The following is a 16,580-nucleotide window of genomic DNA, read 5'->3' on the forward strand; positions in this document are numbered from 1 at the left end:
CGCCGACACTGATGACGGCAGTGGTGACGCGTCGCTGGTAACGACCCTAGGTTCGGGGCGCCGGGCACCGCGAGGGCGCTGGGTACCCTCTCTCCCCGACGGCCAGCCCTCCCACGAGGGGTGGTGCCAGCACTACCCGCCCGCTTGGAGCGCCGGGGGCGCGGGGGTGTTCGCGGACCGGAGGCGCCGACGGGCCCGGGCAGGTGGTGCCGGTGGGCCCCGAGGGGATCAGGGAGCGGTGGGGACGGCGCGCTTGTGGGCGGTCACACCGTAGCGGTCCACGAGGGTGCGGGTCACCTCGTCGGAGACCGGAAGACCCTCGAGGAAGTCGTCGATCTGATCGTAGGTCAGCCCCAGCGCGTCCTCGTCGGGCTTCTGCGGGGTGAGCGTCTCCAGGTCGGCCGTGGGCACCTTGTTCACCAGGTCCTCGGGGGCGCCCAGTTCGGCGGCGACCGCGCGTACCCGGCGCTTGGTCAGTCCGGCCAGCGGAACCAGGTCGACCCCGCCGTCACCGTACTTGGTGAAGAAGCCGGTGACCGCCTCGGCCGCGTGGTCGGTGCCGACCACCAGGCCGCGCGCGGCTCCCGCGATCGCGTACTGGGCGATCATCCGCTGGCGGGCCTTGACGTTGCCGACCACGAAGTCCTCGGCGAAGGCGTGCTCGTGGGTCACACCGGCCTCGGTGAGGGAGGCGGCCATGGCGTCCGTGGCCGGGCGCACGTCCACGGTCAGGCAGCGGTCGGGGGCGCCGAACTCCACGGCGCGGGCCGCGTCCTCCTCGTCCGCCTGGGTCCCGTAGGGCAGGCGCACCGCCACGTACTCGGCCTCGTGCCCGGACTCGCGGGCCCGGTCGACGGCCAGACGGGACAGGCGCCCGGCGGTGAGCGAGTCCACACCCCCGCTGATCCCCAGGACCAGCGCGCGGGAGCCGTTCGTGGTGAGTCTCTCCGCGAGGAAGGCCACTCTGCGCTCGATCTCGGCGCCGACGTCGAAGTGCTCGGGGACTTCGAGGTCGCGGATGATCTCGCGGCGCTGCTCGCTCAGCTCTGTCTCGGTCACGTGCGCTCCCTGCGTGTGGTGCGTGGTCCACCGATTATCACCCTTGGCGGGGAGCGCTTCACCACGTCGGTCAGGGGTCCGCGCGCAGGCGGCGGGCGAACCGCTCGTAGTCGACCACGACGCCGTCGCCGTCCACGGACAGCCGGTACTCGCCGTGCAGGGGGTCGCGGTAGGTGTAGCGCTCCAGACCGTCCTCGGCCGGGTGCCGGGTGTAGCGCTGGCGGACGCGGCGGACCCGTAGGCAGGGGATGTCGATCCACGCCACCGCGATGTCCCGGTGCTCTCCCGGGCGCAGGCCGAGACGGCGGATGGGGAGCGTGTTGGTGAGGGGCGTGGCGGCGACGTCGGCGTCCAGGCAGCCCACCAGTTCCGGGAGGGGGCGGCCGTCCGCGTCGGTCCAGTGGCCGTCCTGGGCCCGGAGCGTGACCGACCTCGGCCCGGAGGCCGAGAGCACCTCGGCGCGGACCTCACGGGTCGTCCAGGCCAGGTCCGTGCGGACGGTGAAGCGCGTGAAGAAGCGCTCCGCCCCCTCCACCACGGTCTCCCCGGCCTCCAGCCGGTGGCCGTCGGGCTCGGGCAGGACCGTGCCGAGTCCCAGGCCCTGGGGGACGTCGGTGCGGGTCCACGCGGCCGGGTGTTCCGTCAGTGACGACATGTCACCGTTCTACCGTTCTGGACGGTGCGGCGCCAGAGCGCGAGCGTGCCCGTGCCGAACGTGACACGGGCACGGAAGCCGTTCGTTACGGGGCCCGTGGTTCACTCCGGGAGGAACCACGGGCCCCGGGGGGACAGACGTCAGGCGACCTTCTCGGTCTCCGGCGCCTCGCCCTCCCCGATCTCGCGGACGACCTTGTCGAAGTCCTCCTCCATCTGCGTGCTGACCTTGCCCAGGCCGTTGCACAGGTAGATGGCGGCGAAGCTCAGGATGACCGCGGGGACCATGGCGTACAGGCCGGTACCGAGGTAGCCGCTGTCGACGATGTCCCAGACGATGGCGGTGGTGCCGCCGACGATCATGCCCGCGAGCGCACCGGCCCAGGTCATGCGCTTCCAGAACAGGGCCAGCAGCAGGACCGGGCCGAACCCGGCGCCGAAGCCCGCCCAGGCGTAGCCCACGAGGTCCATGACGGACTGGTTGCCCCAGAGCGCCACCCCGGCGGCGACGAGGGCCACCGCGACCACGGTGCCGCGGCTGATCCACAGCAGGGACTTGGGGGAGGCGTCCTTGTCCACGAAGGCCTTGTAGCCGTCCTCGGTGAGTGCCGACGCGGCCACCAGGAGCTGGGAGTCGGCGGTGCTCATGACGGCCGCGAGGATGGCGGCGAGGAGCAGACCGGCGACCAGCGGGTGCGAGAGGGCCTCGATCAGGCGGGGGAAGACCTGCTCGGGGTCACCGAGCGGGGTCTCGAAGTAGGCGATGCCGATGAAGCCGACCAGGACCGCGAGGATCATCGCGCTGACCGCCCAGCTGACGCTGACCACGGCCGCCTTGGGGATGTCCTTCACCGAGCGGATGCCCATGTAGCGGGCGAGGATGTGCGGCTGGCCGAAGTAGCCGAAGCCCCAGGCCAGACCGGAGAGGATGACGACCCAGCCGATGGTCTCGGTGGAGCTCCACAGGCCGGTGTCACCGTCGAGCGACACCCCGCCGAAGGCGGACATCAGACCGTCGCTCTTCTCGGACACGCTGTCCGCGAGTCCGCCGAAGCCGCCGAGCATGGTGAGGGCCAGGACGGGGACGACCAGCAGGGCGAGCCACATCATGATCGCCTGCACCACGTCGGTGTAGGACACGGCGAGGAAGCCGCCGAGCACCGTGTACAGGACGACGATGCTGACGCCGATCGCGATGGCCGGCGCCGGGGAGAGGCCGAAGACCTGGTCGAAGAGGGAGGCCATCGCCACGAGGCCCGAGGCCACGTAGAAGAAGTAGAAGACGATGATGAGGACGGCCGACACGGCGCGCAGGGAGCGCGTGCGGTCGTTGAAGCGGTTCTCCAGGAAGGAGGACAGCGTGAGTGAGTCGGACTCGCCGCCGGAGCGGGAGTCGGTGACGCGCTCGGTGTACACGCGCAGGCGCGGGGCGATGAGGATCCAGCTGCCGGCGAAGCCCGAGGCCAGACCCACCGCGATCCAGGCCTCACCGAGACCGGAGACGTAGATGGCGCCGGGCAGGCCCAGCAGCAGCCAACCGCTGAAGTCGCTGGCGTTGGCGCTCAGCGCACTCACCCAGGGGTTCAGCTGGCGTCCGCCGAGCACGAAGTCGGACTGCGAGACGGTGCGCTTGTACACCCACAGGCCGATGCCGACCATGCCGGCCAGGTACACGCCGAACGTCGCGACCGACCATGCCATGGTTTCACTCATCCGTCCCCTCCTTTCCGTTGACGCGCGAGGTCTGAACCGTGACGCGCTGTTTGTGAAGAACAGGCCGATCATCACGGTTGGTAGCCCAGACCACAATGCCCTGTGTGCGAAACAACACCCGGTCGAGACCTGGTCGAGTTCTTGACCAGGCAGAATTGTCCGGCTGGCCATTGTCGGGAAGTCCTGTTTGTCTGATCGGACATACGTGACGCCGCGTGGCCGCGCTCCCGTCCCGAATGGCGAGACGCCGATCGCGGCCGGAATCGCACGGTTCCCCCGAGCCCCTCGGGGCTCAGCCGAGCAGCTCCCGCAACCGGCGCTCCACCCCGGCCAGGTGCCCGCCCAGGGCCAGCCGCGCCGCCTCGGGGTCGCGCGCCCGCACCGCGCGGACGATCCGGCGGTGCTCTCCGTCACTGGCCGCCAGCGCCGCGTCCGTCAGCGGCGCCACGTCCATGAGCTGGTTGATCCGCATCCGGGTGTCCGTGACCGCGGCGGCGGTCCGCTCCGATCCGGTCAGCTGGGCGAGGGTGATGTGGAAGACGGTGTCGCAGCGCCGGTAGTCGGCGGGTCCGGCGTCGGCGGCCACGCCCACGCGGCGGTCCAGGAGGTCGTGCTGGTCCGCGCTGAGACCGGTCTCGGCCAGCCGGACCACGGCGCCCGTCTCCAGGGTGCGGCGGAAGGCGAGCAGGTCGTCGAGGGCGGTGTCGGCCGCGCCGAGTCCGCGCCGCGCCTCGTCCGGGCTGGGTCTCGGGGGCGGTACCGCGACGAAGGTGCCGCCGCCGCGCCCGCGGCGGGACTCGACGTGCCCCCGACGGCGGAGGTGCTGGATCGCCTCGCGCAGGGTGACACGGCTGACGCCCAGCCGGGCGGAGAGGTCGCGCTCGGCCGGGAAGCGGCCGCCCTCCGGGACGACGCCGAGTCTGATGGCGCACAGCAGCCGCTCGACGGTGACCTCCAGGGCGTTGTCGGCCCGGACGCGACGGAAGACCGCTTCGGCCGCGGGATCGCAGGATGGGATCACTCGGCCAGCTTAGGACGTGTTCCGCACCCTCACCCGGAAAAGGCCGATCATCACCTTATCGGCCCGCCCGTATCCGTCTGGGGTGAACGGATCATAAGAACACGGCGCGTCCGCGGGAGAAATGGGGAGCTCGAATTCCAGGAATGGCTATCCCTGTTCCCCCGGGCGCGAGAACGGCCCGGGGCGCGCGCCCGCCCCGGGCCGTTGGGAGGGGAGACGCTCGTGTTCTCCCAGGAAGGACCTAGTCCCAGTCCAGGCCGCCACCCGTCTGGTACTCGATCACTCGGGTCTCGAAGAAGTTCTTCTCCTTCTGGAGGTCCATCATCTCCGACATCCACGGGAACGGGTTCTCGGTCTCACCGAAGATGGGGGCGAGGCCGATCTGCTCAGCGCGGCGGTCGGTGATGAAGTGCATGTACTTCTCGCACAGCTCGGAGTTGAGGCCCAGCACGCCGCGCGGCATGGTCTCGCGGCCGTAGGCCACCTCCAGCTCGCAGGCGTCCGTGAGCATCTGCCGGACCTCGGCCTGGAACTCCTCGGACCACAGGTGCGGGTTCTCGATCTTGATCTGGTTGATCACGTCGATGCCGAAGTTCAGGTGGATCGACTCGTCGCGCAGGATGTACTGGTACTGCTCCGCGATGCCGACCATCTTGTTGCGGCGGCCCAGCGAGAGGATCTGCGCGAAACCGGTGTAGAACCACATGCCCTCGAAGATCACGTAGAACGCGACCAGGTCACGCAGGAAGGCCTGGTCCGCCTCGGGCGTGCCGGTGCGGAACTCCGGGTTCTCCAGGTTCTGGGTGTACTTGAGCGCCCAGGCGTCCTTCGCGGTGATCGAGGGGACCTCGCGGTACATGTTGAAGAGCTCGCCCTCGTCCAGGCCGAGGCTCTCGCAGATGTACTGGAAGGTGTGCGTGTGCACCGCCTCCTCGAAGGCCTGGCGCAGCAGGTACTGGCGGCACTCCGGGTTCGTGAGCTGGCGGTACACGGCCAGGACGATGTTGTTGGCCACCAGGGACTCCGCCGTGGCGAAGAAGCCGAGGTTGCGCTTGAGCATCAGGCGCTCGTCCTCGGTGAGCCCGTCCTTGGACTTCCACAGCGCGATGTCGGCCTGCATCGCCACCTCGGTGGGCATCCAGTGGTTGTTGCACCCGGAGAGGTACTTCTCCCACGCCCACGTGTACTTGAGGGGCAGCAGCTGGTTCACGTCGGCGCGGGCGTTGATCATCGACTTGTCGTCGACGTTGACGCGCTCGGCGTCGCGCTCGATCTCGCCGAGGCCGCTGGTGGCCGCTGCGCTGTTCTCGGAAACCGCGGTCATGCTCGAACTTTTCCGTTCTCCGGTCGGGCCGGGGTCGTCTTCGGGGAGTGGAGGGGAGCCAGGAGGGGTGCGGGGGCGCCCGCGGGTGTCGCGGGCGCCCCGGGGTCCCTCGTTACTGGCAGGCCTCGCACTCGGGGTCCTCGATGCTGCACGCCTGGCCGTCGACGATCTCGAACTCGTCCTCGGGCTCGGGCGCCACCGGCTCGGCCACCGGGGCCGGGCTCACGGCGGGGCTGGGAGCCGGGGCCGCCGCAGGGGCCGCCGCGGGGGCGGCCGGGGTGGAGGCGACCGCGTTGAGACGGCCGTCCGTGCCCTTGAGCGTGCTCTTCTCCACGTGGGTGGCGCTCTGCGAACGCAGGTAGTAGGTGGTCTTGAGACCGGAGCGCCAGGCGCGGCGGTACAGGGCGTCCAGCTTCTTGCCGCTGGGGGCGCCCATGTACAGGTTGAGCGACTGGGCCTGGTCGATCCACTTCTGACGGCGCGAACCGGCGTCCACCAGCCAGTTGGGGTCGACCTCGAACGCCGTGGCGTACAGGGCCTTGAGGTCGTCCGGCACGCGGTCGATGGCGCCGAGGCTGCCGTCGTGCATCTTGAGCGCCGACACCATGTCCTCGTCCCAGAGACCGCGCTCCTTGAGGTCGCGGACCAGGTAGTCGTTGACGACGGTGAAGTCGCCGGACATGTTCGACTTGACGAACAGGTTCCGGTAGACCGGCTCGATCGACTGGCTGACGCCGGTGATGTTGGCGATGGTCGCGGTGGGCGCGATCGCCATGACGTTGGAGTTGCGCATCCCGGTGGACTTCACGCGCTCACGCAGGGAGTCCCAGTCCAGGGTCTCGCCGCGGTCCATGTCGAGGTCGCCGCCACGGGAGTCCGCGAGCAGGCGCAGGGAGTCGATGGGCAGGACGCCCTGGCTCCACAGCGAGCCGTCGAAGCTCTCGTACGCACCGCGCTCGCTGGCCAGCTCCATGGACGCCTCGATGGCGTAGTAGCTGATCAGCTCCATGCTCTCGTCCGCGAAGGTGACCGCGCCCTCGGAGGCGAACGGCGTGCGGATCTTGAACAGGGCGTCCTGGAAGCCCATGAGGCCCAGGCCGACCGGGCGGTGGCGCATGTTCGCGCGGCGCGCCTCGGGGATCGTGTAGAAGTTCACGTCGATGACGTTGTCGAGCATGCGCACGGCGGTGCGGACGGTGCGGCGCAGGCGCTCGACGTCGATGCCGTTCGGGCCGACGTGCTGCGGCAGGTTCACCGAGCCGAGGTTGCAGACCGCGACCTCGTCCTTGCTGGTGTTCAGCGTGATCTCGGTGCACAGGTTGGAGGAGTGCACCACGCCGTTGTGCTGCTGCGGCGACCGCAGGTTCGACGGGTCCTTGAAGGTGATCCACGGGTGGCCGGTCTCGAACAGCATGGTGAGCATGCGGCGCCACAGGTCCACGGCGGGCATCTTCTTGGAGACCTTGATACGGCCGGCCTCGGCGTCGGCCTCGTACTTCTCGTAGGCCTCGACGAAGTCCCTGCCGTACTTGTCGTGCAGGTCGGGGACCTCGTCCGGGGAGAACAGGGTCCAGGTGCCCTGCTCCTCCACGCGCTTCATGAACAGGTCCGGAACCCAGTTCGCGGTGTTCATGTCGTGGGTGCGGCGGCGCTCGTCACCGGTGTTCTTGCGGAGGTCGAGGAACTCCTCGATGTCGATGTGCCAGGTCTCCAGGTAGGCGCAGACCGCGCCCTTGCGCTTGCCGCCCTGGTTGACCGCGACCGCGGTGTCGTTGGCGATCTTCAGGAACGGGACGACGCCCTGGCTCTTGCCGTTGGTGCCCTTGATGTGGGAGCCGAGGCCGCGGACCGGGGTCCAGTCGTTGCCCAGGCCGCCCGAGTACTTGGACAGCATCGCGTTGTTGCTGATGCCGTGGAAGATGTCGTGCAGGTCGTCGCCGACCGTGGTGAGGAAGCAGGACGACAGCTGCGCGCGGACCGTGCCCGAGTTGAACAGGGTGGGCGTGGAGGCCATGAAGTCGAACGAGCTCAGCAGCTCGTAGAACTCGATGGCGCGGGCCTCGCGGTCGTCCTCGTTGAGCGCCAGGCCCATCGCGACGCGCATGAAGAACGCCTGCGGGAGCTCGTAGCGGACGTCGTCGCTGTGCAGGAAGTAGCGGTCGTACAGGGTCTGGAGGCCGAGGAAGGTGAACTGCTCGTCACGGTCGGCGTGCAGGGCCTTGCCCAGGCGCTCCAGGTCGAACTGGGCCAGCGCCGGGTCGAGCTGTCCGAGGTCGATGCCGCGACCGACGTAGGCGGACAGGTAGGTGGCGTAGCGGTCGTCCATGTCGGACTGGGTGGCGGTCTCGGCGGCGCCGCTGACGAAGCTGAGGGCCTCGGTGCGGAGCTTGTCGAGCAGCAGGCGGGCGGCCACGTACGAGTAGTTCGGGTCGACCTCCACGTAGCTGCGGGCGGCCATGACCAGGGCGAGCTCGACCTCGGAGTCCGCGATCCCGGGGTAGAAGCCCCGACGCGCCTCGGTGAGGACCTTGGCCGCCGAAACACCGGTGAGCCGCGCACAGGCCTCGGTTACGACGTGCTCGATCCGGTCGATGGCGGCGGGGGCGCCACCGCCGTTGGTCGGCGCGGGCCGAACGGATGCGGGCACGGCCTCGACGTCAAGGGTCATACAGCGGCTCCAACCTCGGTAAAGAAGAGTCCCGGCGGGGAACGGGGTTCACGAGTAGCAGACGCGCGGCTCGCACCGGCGGCCCACCGCAGTGGATACGGATGGACCGGCGACCGGCGGGTCGCGGCGACTCCCCTCGAAGCCCCCTCGTCTGCGTTGTCGATGGCGGGCCCTGGGACCCACGGGTGACCTACTCGCCCTCCGCGCCCGAAGCCGATCGGGCCTCTTCGCGCGTGGCGGTCGTCGTTCCCGTCTGCTTCACCAGGGCGGGAACCCCGGTGAACCACCAACGGGTCCCGATACTACATCTAGGGGGCGCCACCTTGGAACACCCCAAGATGATGGCGTGTCGCGGATTTCTCGGATTCTTCGACGAATGTCGAACACACGCCTGGAGCGTGGTATGAGTGCCCCACGGGCGCCCTGTGAGAGGGCGTCTCCGGCCGGGCTCGAGGGCCTTCGTGGAGGGTCGGACCCAGCCTAGGACGTCGGCGGGGCGGACGTGTCCGCCCGACTCCCGGAGATCGGCCACAGGGCCGTGCGGGCACCCCGGAAAAGGGGTCGCGCGACCCGGGGTTGACGACCGAACCTGGCGTACCTGGTCGGCGTGGCTGCGGGAAACGGACCCTGGGCGTCCGGATGCGGCCGTTCGCGCCCCCGGCCCGGTCCGGATCGGGGCGCGTCAGAAAGCTCACTTCCCGGGGGTGTCGGCGGCCTACGGCACGCCGTGCGCCCCGGCGGGGGCGAGCGGGGCCCGACCCGCGCCGCCCGGGTCAGAGGTCCAGGAGCAGGTCCAGGTCGTCCTCGGGCAGGCCGAGGTCGGTCCGGATCCGGAACCGGATGCGCAGGAGCTCGTCGAACAGGTCCCGGGCGTAGGCGGACAGGTTCCGGTTCCGGAACCAGCGCGCGCCCGAGGTGGCCCAGCGCTCCGCGCCCTCCAGGTCGTCGTGGGCGTAGAGGACCTCGGCCACGTGGATATGGGTCTGGAGCCCCGGCTGGCCCCCGCTCTCCAGCCGCTTCAGGTGTTCGTAGGCGAGACCGCGCTCGTCCAGCTGGAGCAGCGCCCCGGCGCTCAGGGCGTGCGCGTCGACCACGGTCGGGCCGCCGTCGTCCATGGCGCGCTGGTAGGCGGCGCAGGCCCGCTCGAACTCCTGGGCGATCTCCCACTGCTCCCCGGCGCGCACGAACAGCTCCGCCCGGGTCACCTCGCTCCCGGCGTCGACCCGGTTGGCCAGGTCCAGCAGCTGGGCGGCGATCCGGCTGTGCTCACCCGACCGGACGGCGTGGAACTCCAACCGGTCGAGATCTGCCGTCGTCACCTGGGTCAACCGCATCGCCCCCATCCCCTACTCGCACCTCGCGCGCGCCGGTCAGGGCCTGGCACGCTCCAGTGCCTGCCAGAACCCCTGGCGCAGTCCGTCACGGACCTCGTCGCGCAACAGGTGGTCGATCGGGAGTGAGGACCCCTGAAGCAGCCTCGCCTCCAGGTCCGAGGGCATCCTCGGCCTACGGGCCAGGACGGCCTCCACCCACAGGGCGGGCGCCTCACGTGCGATCGACTCCGCGAAGTCGTTCCCTTCCTTGTGCGCGACATGCACCGCGTCATCAACGGTATGCGCGCCGGAGCCCGTCTGTTGGGTATATCCAGGACTAGGGTTGGATTCCTGGTATCCGGCCGTGCCGAACCGGCTGTCGTACTCGGGACCAGTAGGTCGCCGTTCCCCGAATCCGGGGGCGGCGCCACCGCGGCGTGCGGTGTCAGTTGCCGTACTGGTCCCATAGGTAGGGTTTGTGTCCGCCCCACCTCCGAAGCCTGGATCCTCACCGGGTCCGAACCTCAGGTCGGGGCCGGGCGGGGGTGAGTTTCTCTGCGGCGGCCCCTGCTGGAGGTCGGCGAACGAGGCCTGGGGCCCGGTTCCCGCGTCGAAGGGCCGCTGCGGTCCCGTGCCGTTGAAGGACGGCTGGGGCCCGGTCCCGTTGGTGAAGGCGGGCTGGGCGCCGGGCATCCCGTGCCCCTGCGGCTGTCCCTGACCCGGTCTGCCCTGGAGGCCGTACCCGCCCGGTTCGGCCCCGCGCATGGACTGGTGTCCGCCGGTCCCGGAGGGCGGGTATCCGCCCTGGCCGTTGGGTCCGTGTCCGTTCTGCGCCGCGTGGACGCTGGGACCGGGGTGCGCCCCGGTGGCACCGGGGTAGGAGCCGTTGCCGTTCACTCCGGGCGGGGCCTGCCCGCCGGAGGGGAAGCCGTTCGCGTCGATGGCGCCGGAGGAGGCGCCCTCCGCACCGGGTCCGGCCAGGTGGTCGACGCCGCGCTGTTGCGCTATCGAACGGCGCATCGCGCGCAGCTGCTCCATGGCGCTGCCCTGGGGCACGGGCTGTCCGCCGGTGCCCGCGAACATCGCCTCCAGGCCGCCGGTGGAGGTGTTGACCGGGTCGACCCGGCTGGAGCCGCTCGGGGCCGGCGCGGGCTGACGCGGCTGCGGGGTCTCGGGCTGGCGCGGGGCCTCGGGGGCCGACCGGCCGCGCCCGTTGGCGAAGGGGGTGGTCGTCTTGGCGGCGGTCTCCTGGGTGGAGCCGCCACCGGAGAGGAGGTTCACGTGGGGGCGCAGGTGCCCGGCGCCGATCTCGATGAGGTCGTCGCTCTCCCGGCGCAGGGCGCGGGAGATGGTCCAGTTGCCCTCCACGGAGATGTGCACGACGGTGACGCGCACGCCCATGTCCTGGACGTCGGCGACCACGGGGGCCATGTCCTCGTCACCGCTGACCAGGACCGCGTCGGACAGGACACCGGTGCGGGCCAGGGTGGTGAGGTCGCGTTGGACGTAGCTCTCCACGCCTTCACGGCGTCCCGGCCGTATCCGGGCGGCGCGGAACTTGATGCCGGGGATGTCCGCGATGCTGTCCTGTTCCTGGGCCCGCCGGTCGTCAGCGATCGCCTCGTACCAGTAGCAGCGCAGGAGCGGTAGTCCCGTCCGGTCCCGCGCCACCTCGTTGAGGAACTGGACGAGACCGGAGTAGTCCCAGGCGACGGAGTCCCGGTTACGGGTTCCGTGCACGGCCATCGCACCGTCGGCGAGAAGGTATCCCGCGTCGACGAACAACGCGCAGCGGTCCACGTGACACCGCCCCCTTCCCTGTCGATCTCTGGGGCCATATCCATGACCGGGGCACAGCCTAGCCAAGTCTGTCTCGTTTTGCGTGCCATCGACGAATACCGACAGTTACTAACTTGCTACGCAGTGGAGGCCCTTCGGGGTTACGCGTGGCCTCCCGGAAGCCCCACCAGGCCCGGAACGGCCACGGAAGGGGCATCCCGGCCACGGACCTCAGGTGCGCATCGGCGCGGTGAGGGCGACGACCCCCACCAACACGGCGTCCTGACCGGACGGGATTCGGATATCCGATTCGCGCCCCAGGGCCGCGTCGAATCGAACGACATCGGTCCCGAACGTCATCGGATCACCCACCGCCCCGCGCGCGGAGCCCACGAACGCGTTGTCGACGCCTCCGTGTCCGCCGGTCGGCGCGATCGGGACCCCGCCCACCGTCACGCGGTCACCGCCGAGGTCGGCGTCGCCCTCCCAGGCCACCACGTCGAACCGGGCCCGGACCGACTCCGGCAGCAGACCGGACACCGGGAAGCGCGCCCCCTCCGGGTCCTGGAAGACCGCCGTGGTCTCGTCCAGCACCATCGCCTGGTGGTAGCCCTCCACTGACGGGTCCTCCATGACCACCACGAGGCTCCACCCGGCGTGGACGCCCCTGCCCTCCCGGGCCGGGACGTCGCTGACCCACCACTCGCCGCCCCCGCCCGACCGGACCAGGTCGGTGACGTCCGCGAACGCCTGGTAGGCGCGGTAGCCCGGCAGGTCCGCGACACGGGTGTCGGCGGCGGTCACGGTGGTGTAGGAGACCATGCCGGGGCCCTTGATCCGAGCGGTGGGAGCGCTCGGCTCCCCCGCCGCCGAGAAGTACAGCCCGGCCCAGCGCACCGACCCGCCCTCGGGGAGTTCCCAGGTGGCGGAGCTGGAGGAGGTGGTCGTGGGGTCCCAGTCGCGGTCGAGCGGGGCCATCACCCAGTTGTCGTTGTCGAGCCGGTCGCCGGTCCGCTGGCGGGCGTCCGCGCAGACGCCCGGGGCCTCCTCCTCTTCCGTCTCCTCTTCCTCCTCCTCGACGTACCCCCCGTCAGGGGGTTCGACGGCCTCCGGGGACTCGGGGACCTCCTCCGCGCCGTCCTCTTCCGGCTCGTCCTCGGGCTCGTCCCGCCCCTCCTCCGCCGCGTCGTCGGGCTCCTCCGAGGAACCGTCCCCGCCCTCACCGAGGAGGTCGCCGATGCCCCCACCGAGATCGGGGGTGGCGTCGGAGGGCGCACGGCGGAGGTCGGCGTCGGGGAGCGCGTCCGGCGGGAGGACCGCGCCCTCGTCCGGCGGGGGAACCGCGCCCTCGTCCGGGAGCTCCACCGCGCCGCCGCCCGGCCAGCCCCACCACGGCCACGGCCATCCGCCCTTCGGCGGGTCGGGCTCGGTGCAGGTCAGCAGGGCGTTGCCGACGGTCTCCGTACGTACCTGTCCGGCGGTCGCGTAGCGGGCGGCGATACCGTCCGGCGTCACCCCGCGCTCACCGACCGCCTCGAATCTGACCTCACCCGAGGAGATCACCACTCTCGCGGGCACGTCCACGTCGGCGTCGGCGGCCACGCGGACGTCGATGAACTGGGTGCCGCTCTCCCCCTCGGCCATGCCGGTGCGCACGCACTCGCCGCCGCCGCTGCCCGCCGAACAGCCCCAGTCCCCGTGGCCGACCGCCATGGGGACGGCGTTCCCCGCGCCGCCGGAGGAGACCATCTCCACTCCGGGGGGCAGGGTGATGGCGGCGACCACGTCGCTGGCCGTGGCCGCGCCCGTGTTGAGCACGTCCAGGACCATGATCCCGTCGCTGCCCGGCACCAGGGCGCCGACCGGGTCGATGCCCGCCGCGAACTCGGGCCCGGGCTCCTCCGGCTCCTCGGGTTCCTCCGAAGCGGGGGGCGCCTCGGGGGTGTCCGGGGGCCGCGGTGCCGGGGGCGCGGGCGCGGGGGCGGCCGGAACGTCGGCGGGCACCGACGGCACGGGGACCGGTTCGGGTTCGGCTTCCGGCGCGGGTTCGGGCTCCGGCGCGGCCGGGTCCGGGTCACTCGCGGGGGGATCGGCGGGGGGCGCGGGCGCACCGGCCGCAGGGGGGTCCTCCTGGGGCGCGGCCACGGGAGGGGGATCGGTGGGCGCGGGCGCCTCGCCTCCCACCAGGGCGAACGCGACCGCGACGGCCACACCGGCGGCAGCGGTGGCCCCGGCGGAGACCTGCTGCTGGCGCCGGGACATCCGGTTCCACCAGGCTCCGGTCGCGACACCGCCCGGGGTCGCGGTGAGGTAGCCCGTGGCGCCGAAGCCGACGACCAGCGGTAGCACGATCCCGCGCAGGCCGACGTTGACGTCCATGAGCTCCGCGTACACCTCGCGGCAGTCCCCGCAGTCGTCCATGTGCCGGTCGACCTTGGTGGTGTCGCGCTTGGACAGCCCGCCGCGCACGTAGGCGCCGAGCAGCCCCAACGTGGGGCGGCAGGCCTCCGCCGCTCCCCCGCCCGCCAGGTGCATCTGGAGGTAGGCCTGGCGCAGGCCCTCACGGGCGCGGTAGGCCAGTGCGGCCACACCGTTGGCGTTCATCCCGAGGATGGTGGCCGCCTCGGCGGGCTTGACCCCCTCGATCTCCGTGTGCCACAGCACGGACTGCCAGCGTTCGGGCAAGGAGAGGAAGGCGCGGGCGATCAGGGAGCGTTCGAGCCCCTCCAGCGCCGGGTCGACGAAGGGTTCGCCGGAGTCGTAGCTCTCCATGTCGTCCGTGACGACCTGGCGCTTGTCCCCCCGTCCCCGGTCGTAGGCGGCGTTGCGGACCGCGGTGAGCAGGTAGGGGCGGAAGGCGTCGCTGGGGCCGCCGCCGCGCTGGATGACGCTGAGCACCTTGGTGAACGCCTCGGCCACCGCGTCCTCGACCTCGGCCTCGCCCCGCAACAGCTGGCGGGCCAGACCCCGGGCGGCCCCGGCATGGCGCTCGTAGAGGGTGCCGTAGGCGGCGTTGTCACCGGCCTTCACCCGCTCGATGATCTCCGAGTCACCGATGAGTGTCTCTGTGTTCTCTCCGTCGGCGTCGGCCACCCAGCGCCCTTTCCCTCGTGGTCCCGTATCCCCCGGCCGGCGAGCCAGAACCGGGGTGTCGGGAGGCAGGGGTTCGGCGTCGGAGGATCACGTGCTCGAAAAAATATCTCGTATCCGCGTCATAGCCGCTACCGATCTCCGTGATTGGGGTGAGGGCGAACGGAGGGGACCCGCCGCGGGGGCGCGGGTCCACCTTCGTTCACCTGGCCGAACAACGACCGGGAGCGACTATGGGCGAGACCGAAGTGGGAGCCGGGGCACGGGGCAGTGTGGCGCGCCGTGCCCGGGAACTGCGGGCGCCGTGGGGGCGCCGGAGCTGTGAGCGGGGGTGGACCCCGGCCGAGGACTGGTGGACGCCCTCCGTGGACGCCGTCTGCGAGGCGTACACCACGGGGACGGACCTGACCGAACCCTGCTCCCGGCTCGGGGAGGCCCGGGCCCGTTCGGGGGTGGAGATCGGCCGGGCGCTGGCCGACCTCGACGCCTTCGGGGAGGTCGCGGGCTGGGAGCACCTCCCGCTCACCCTGGTCCGCGCGCTGGCCGAGGGCTGGGTCGAGGGGGGCCGGGGCCGGGACACCTGCCAGGACCCGCTCACCGGTCTGGCCAACGAGGCGTACCTGCGCACCCGCGTCCGTGAGCTGTACCGGAGCTCGGAGGAGACCGTCCCGGCCGCGTTCGACCACCGCCTGGTGGTGGTCGCGCTGGACCCCACCCTCGACCCGTGGCGGCGCGCGGCGCGGCTGATCGTGCTCGGACACGAGCTGAACCGCTTCTTCACCCGCGGGGAGTCGGTGTGCCTGGCCAGCCGGGCGCGGATCGCGGTCGTGGCCCGGGACGTGCCCGCGCTCAGGACCGAGATCGACGAGCTGCGCTCGGGGGTCGGCTGGGAGCACGGCGCCGCCGTCTGGTCGGTGCCGCTGCCCGCGACCCATCGCGAGGCGTCCGCCCTGCTCGACGGGCTGGGGAGGCCGACCCGCGACGAATGACCACAGACGCCGCTGCGGACGGCCCTTCCAGAGGGGAGAGGGCCCGGTCCGGAGCGGTGAGGCCGACCGCCGCGCACGTCTGAGGGGGTGTGCGCGGAGCGGTCGGCCCCGTCCGACGGGCCCGGGCTCTCTGGCCCCCATGAGAGGGCGGCCCACGAGGCCCTCGGACGGACGACGGCGCCGCATCGCGGCGCCCGGGGGCGCGCTCACACAGGGGAGGTGGGCGCGCCTCCCGTCATGTCACCCCTGACCGGTGGAAGGCACCGCGTCGTTCCTGCCCGAGGAAATTCGGAAATGACTCCGGCGGTCGGTGCGCTCACTGAAAGTCGCGGCACGCAGACGCGAAGCGATGCGGCGGTCACCATCAGTCATTCGAGGAGAAAGGATTCCAAAGAAATCATAAACCCCTGGTAACTTCCAGGAATGTTCTCACGGTTTTCCGGGTTCTTTGTCGGCGCTTTCTTCGGTCTGGTGTTCGTGCTGGTCAACAGCGGTCCACCACTTTCTTCGGCGGTCGCTTTCACGGTGCGTTCGCTGGCTGTCGCCGTGGCTGTCGCGATCGTCGTCATGGCCGTGCTCGCCATGCGGAAAGACTCCCCCAGCGAGGGCGATGACGCGCCGCGGCCGCGTTTCGGGGCGTTCTTCGGTGTGGTCACGATGATCGAGGTCGCACTGATCATCGGCGGCACGATGACCATCGGCCGGACCGAGGGGATCCCGGACGAGGCCGGGGTGGCCTGGGTGGCCCTCGTCGTCGGCCTGCACTTCTTCCCCCTGGCCTGGCACTGGAAGCAGCGGGAACTCCTCGTCGTGGCCGGTTACGCCTCGGCCCTGGGCGCGGTCGGCCTGGTCATGGCGCTGACCGGCCACCCCGAGTGGGTGCCGCTGCTCAGCGGCGTCGTCACCGGTGTGGGCATGCTGCTCGGCAGCCTCGGCGGCGCGGTCCTGGTGGCGCGAAGCCCCCGTTAGC

12 protein-coding genes are annotated in these 16,580 nt (G+C 71.2%); 2 read left to right on the plus strand and 10 right to left on the minus strand.

Annotated features, from left to right (window positions below; genetic code table 11):
* Nucleotides 1–228 precede the first annotated feature (228 nt).
* From nadE to AC0VYL_RS26665, 9 genes are all read right to left on the minus strand, one after another.
* Nucleotides 229–1,059: an ammonia-dependent NAD(+) synthetase gene (gene nadE, locus AC0VYL_RS26625; RefSeq protein ID WP_475457058.1), complete on the minus strand. Its 831-nt coding sequence runs from the start codon at nt 1,057–1,059 to the stop codon at nt 229–231.
* Nucleotides 1,060–1,129: 70 nt separating this feature from the next.
* Nucleotides 1,130–1,714: a putative glycolipid-binding domain-containing protein gene (locus AC0VYL_RS26630; protein WP_475457060.1), complete on the minus strand. Its 585-nt coding sequence runs from the start codon at nt 1,712–1,714 to the stop codon at nt 1,130–1,132.
* Nucleotides 1,715–1,854: 140 nt separating this feature from the next.
* A complete protein-coding gene (gene putP / locus AC0VYL_RS26635; protein WP_475483583.1) occupies nt 1,855–3,414 on the minus strand; it encodes a sodium/proline symporter PutP in 1,560 nt (519 codons plus the stop codon).
* Between the two features lie 304 nt (nt 3,415–3,718).
* Nucleotides 3,719–4,447: a FadR/GntR family transcriptional regulator gene (locus AC0VYL_RS26640; protein WP_475481800.1), complete on the minus strand. Its 729-nt coding sequence runs from the start codon at nt 4,445–4,447 to the stop codon at nt 3,719–3,721.
* Nucleotides 4,448–4,688: 241 nt separating this feature from the next.
* Entirely contained in the window at nt 4,689–5,771 is a 1,083-nt protein-coding gene (locus AC0VYL_RS26645; protein ID WP_475457063.1) for a ribonucleotide-diphosphate reductase subunit beta, read from the minus strand.
* 112 nt (nt 5,772–5,883) lie between these two features.
* Nucleotides 5,884–8,439, minus strand: coding sequence for a ribonucleoside-diphosphate reductase subunit alpha (locus AC0VYL_RS26650; protein ID WP_475481801.1), 2,556 nt, complete (start codon nt 8,437–8,439; stop codon nt 5,884–5,886).
* Nucleotides 8,440–9,212: 773 nt separating this feature from the next.
* Nucleotides 9,213–9,782 (minus strand): hypothetical protein, encoded by a 570-nt coding sequence (locus AC0VYL_RS26655; protein ID WP_475457067.1) that lies wholly within the window; start codon nt 9,780–9,782, stop codon nt 9,213–9,215.
* A 27-nt stretch (nt 9,783–9,809) separates the two neighbouring features.
* Nucleotides 9,810–11,552, minus strand: coding sequence for an NYN domain-containing protein (locus AC0VYL_RS26660; protein ID WP_475457069.1), 1,743 nt, complete (start codon nt 11,550–11,552; stop codon nt 9,810–9,812).
* 210 nt (nt 11,553–11,762) lie between these two features.
* Nucleotides 11,763–14,624, minus strand: coding sequence for a sigma-70 family RNA polymerase sigma factor (locus AC0VYL_RS26665; RefSeq protein WP_475481802.1), 2,862 nt, complete (start codon nt 14,622–14,624; stop codon nt 11,763–11,765).
* A 230-nt stretch (nt 14,625–14,854) separates the two neighbouring features.
* Between AC0VYL_RS26665 and AC0VYL_RS26670 the strand changes: the two genes are divergently transcribed.
* A complete protein-coding gene (locus AC0VYL_RS26670; RefSeq protein ID WP_475481803.1) occupies nt 14,855–15,610 on the plus strand; it encodes a hypothetical protein in 756 nt (251 codons plus the stop codon).
* Between the two features lie 368 nt (nt 15,611–15,978).
* Here AC0VYL_RS26670 and AC0VYL_RS26675 read toward each other — a convergent pair whose 3' ends face one another.
* On the minus strand, nt 15,979–16,290 hold the full coding sequence (locus tag AC0VYL_RS26675; protein ID WP_475457075.1) for a hypothetical protein: 312 nt from the start codon (nt 16,288–16,290) through the stop codon (nt 15,979–15,981).
* On the opposite strand from AC0VYL_RS26675, the gene AC0VYL_RS26680 reads away from it, so the two are divergent.
* On the plus strand, nt 16,268–16,579 hold the full coding sequence (locus AC0VYL_RS26680; RefSeq protein WP_475481804.1) for a hypothetical protein: 312 nt from the start codon (nt 16,268–16,270) through the stop codon (nt 16,577–16,579). The two genes, AC0VYL_RS26675 and AC0VYL_RS26680, sit on opposite strands and share 23 nt — an antisense overlap.
* The last annotated feature ends 1 nt before the right edge of the window (nt 16,580 follow it).

It is taken from the genome of Nocardiopsis sp. iso_238 (genome assembly GCF_056173325.1).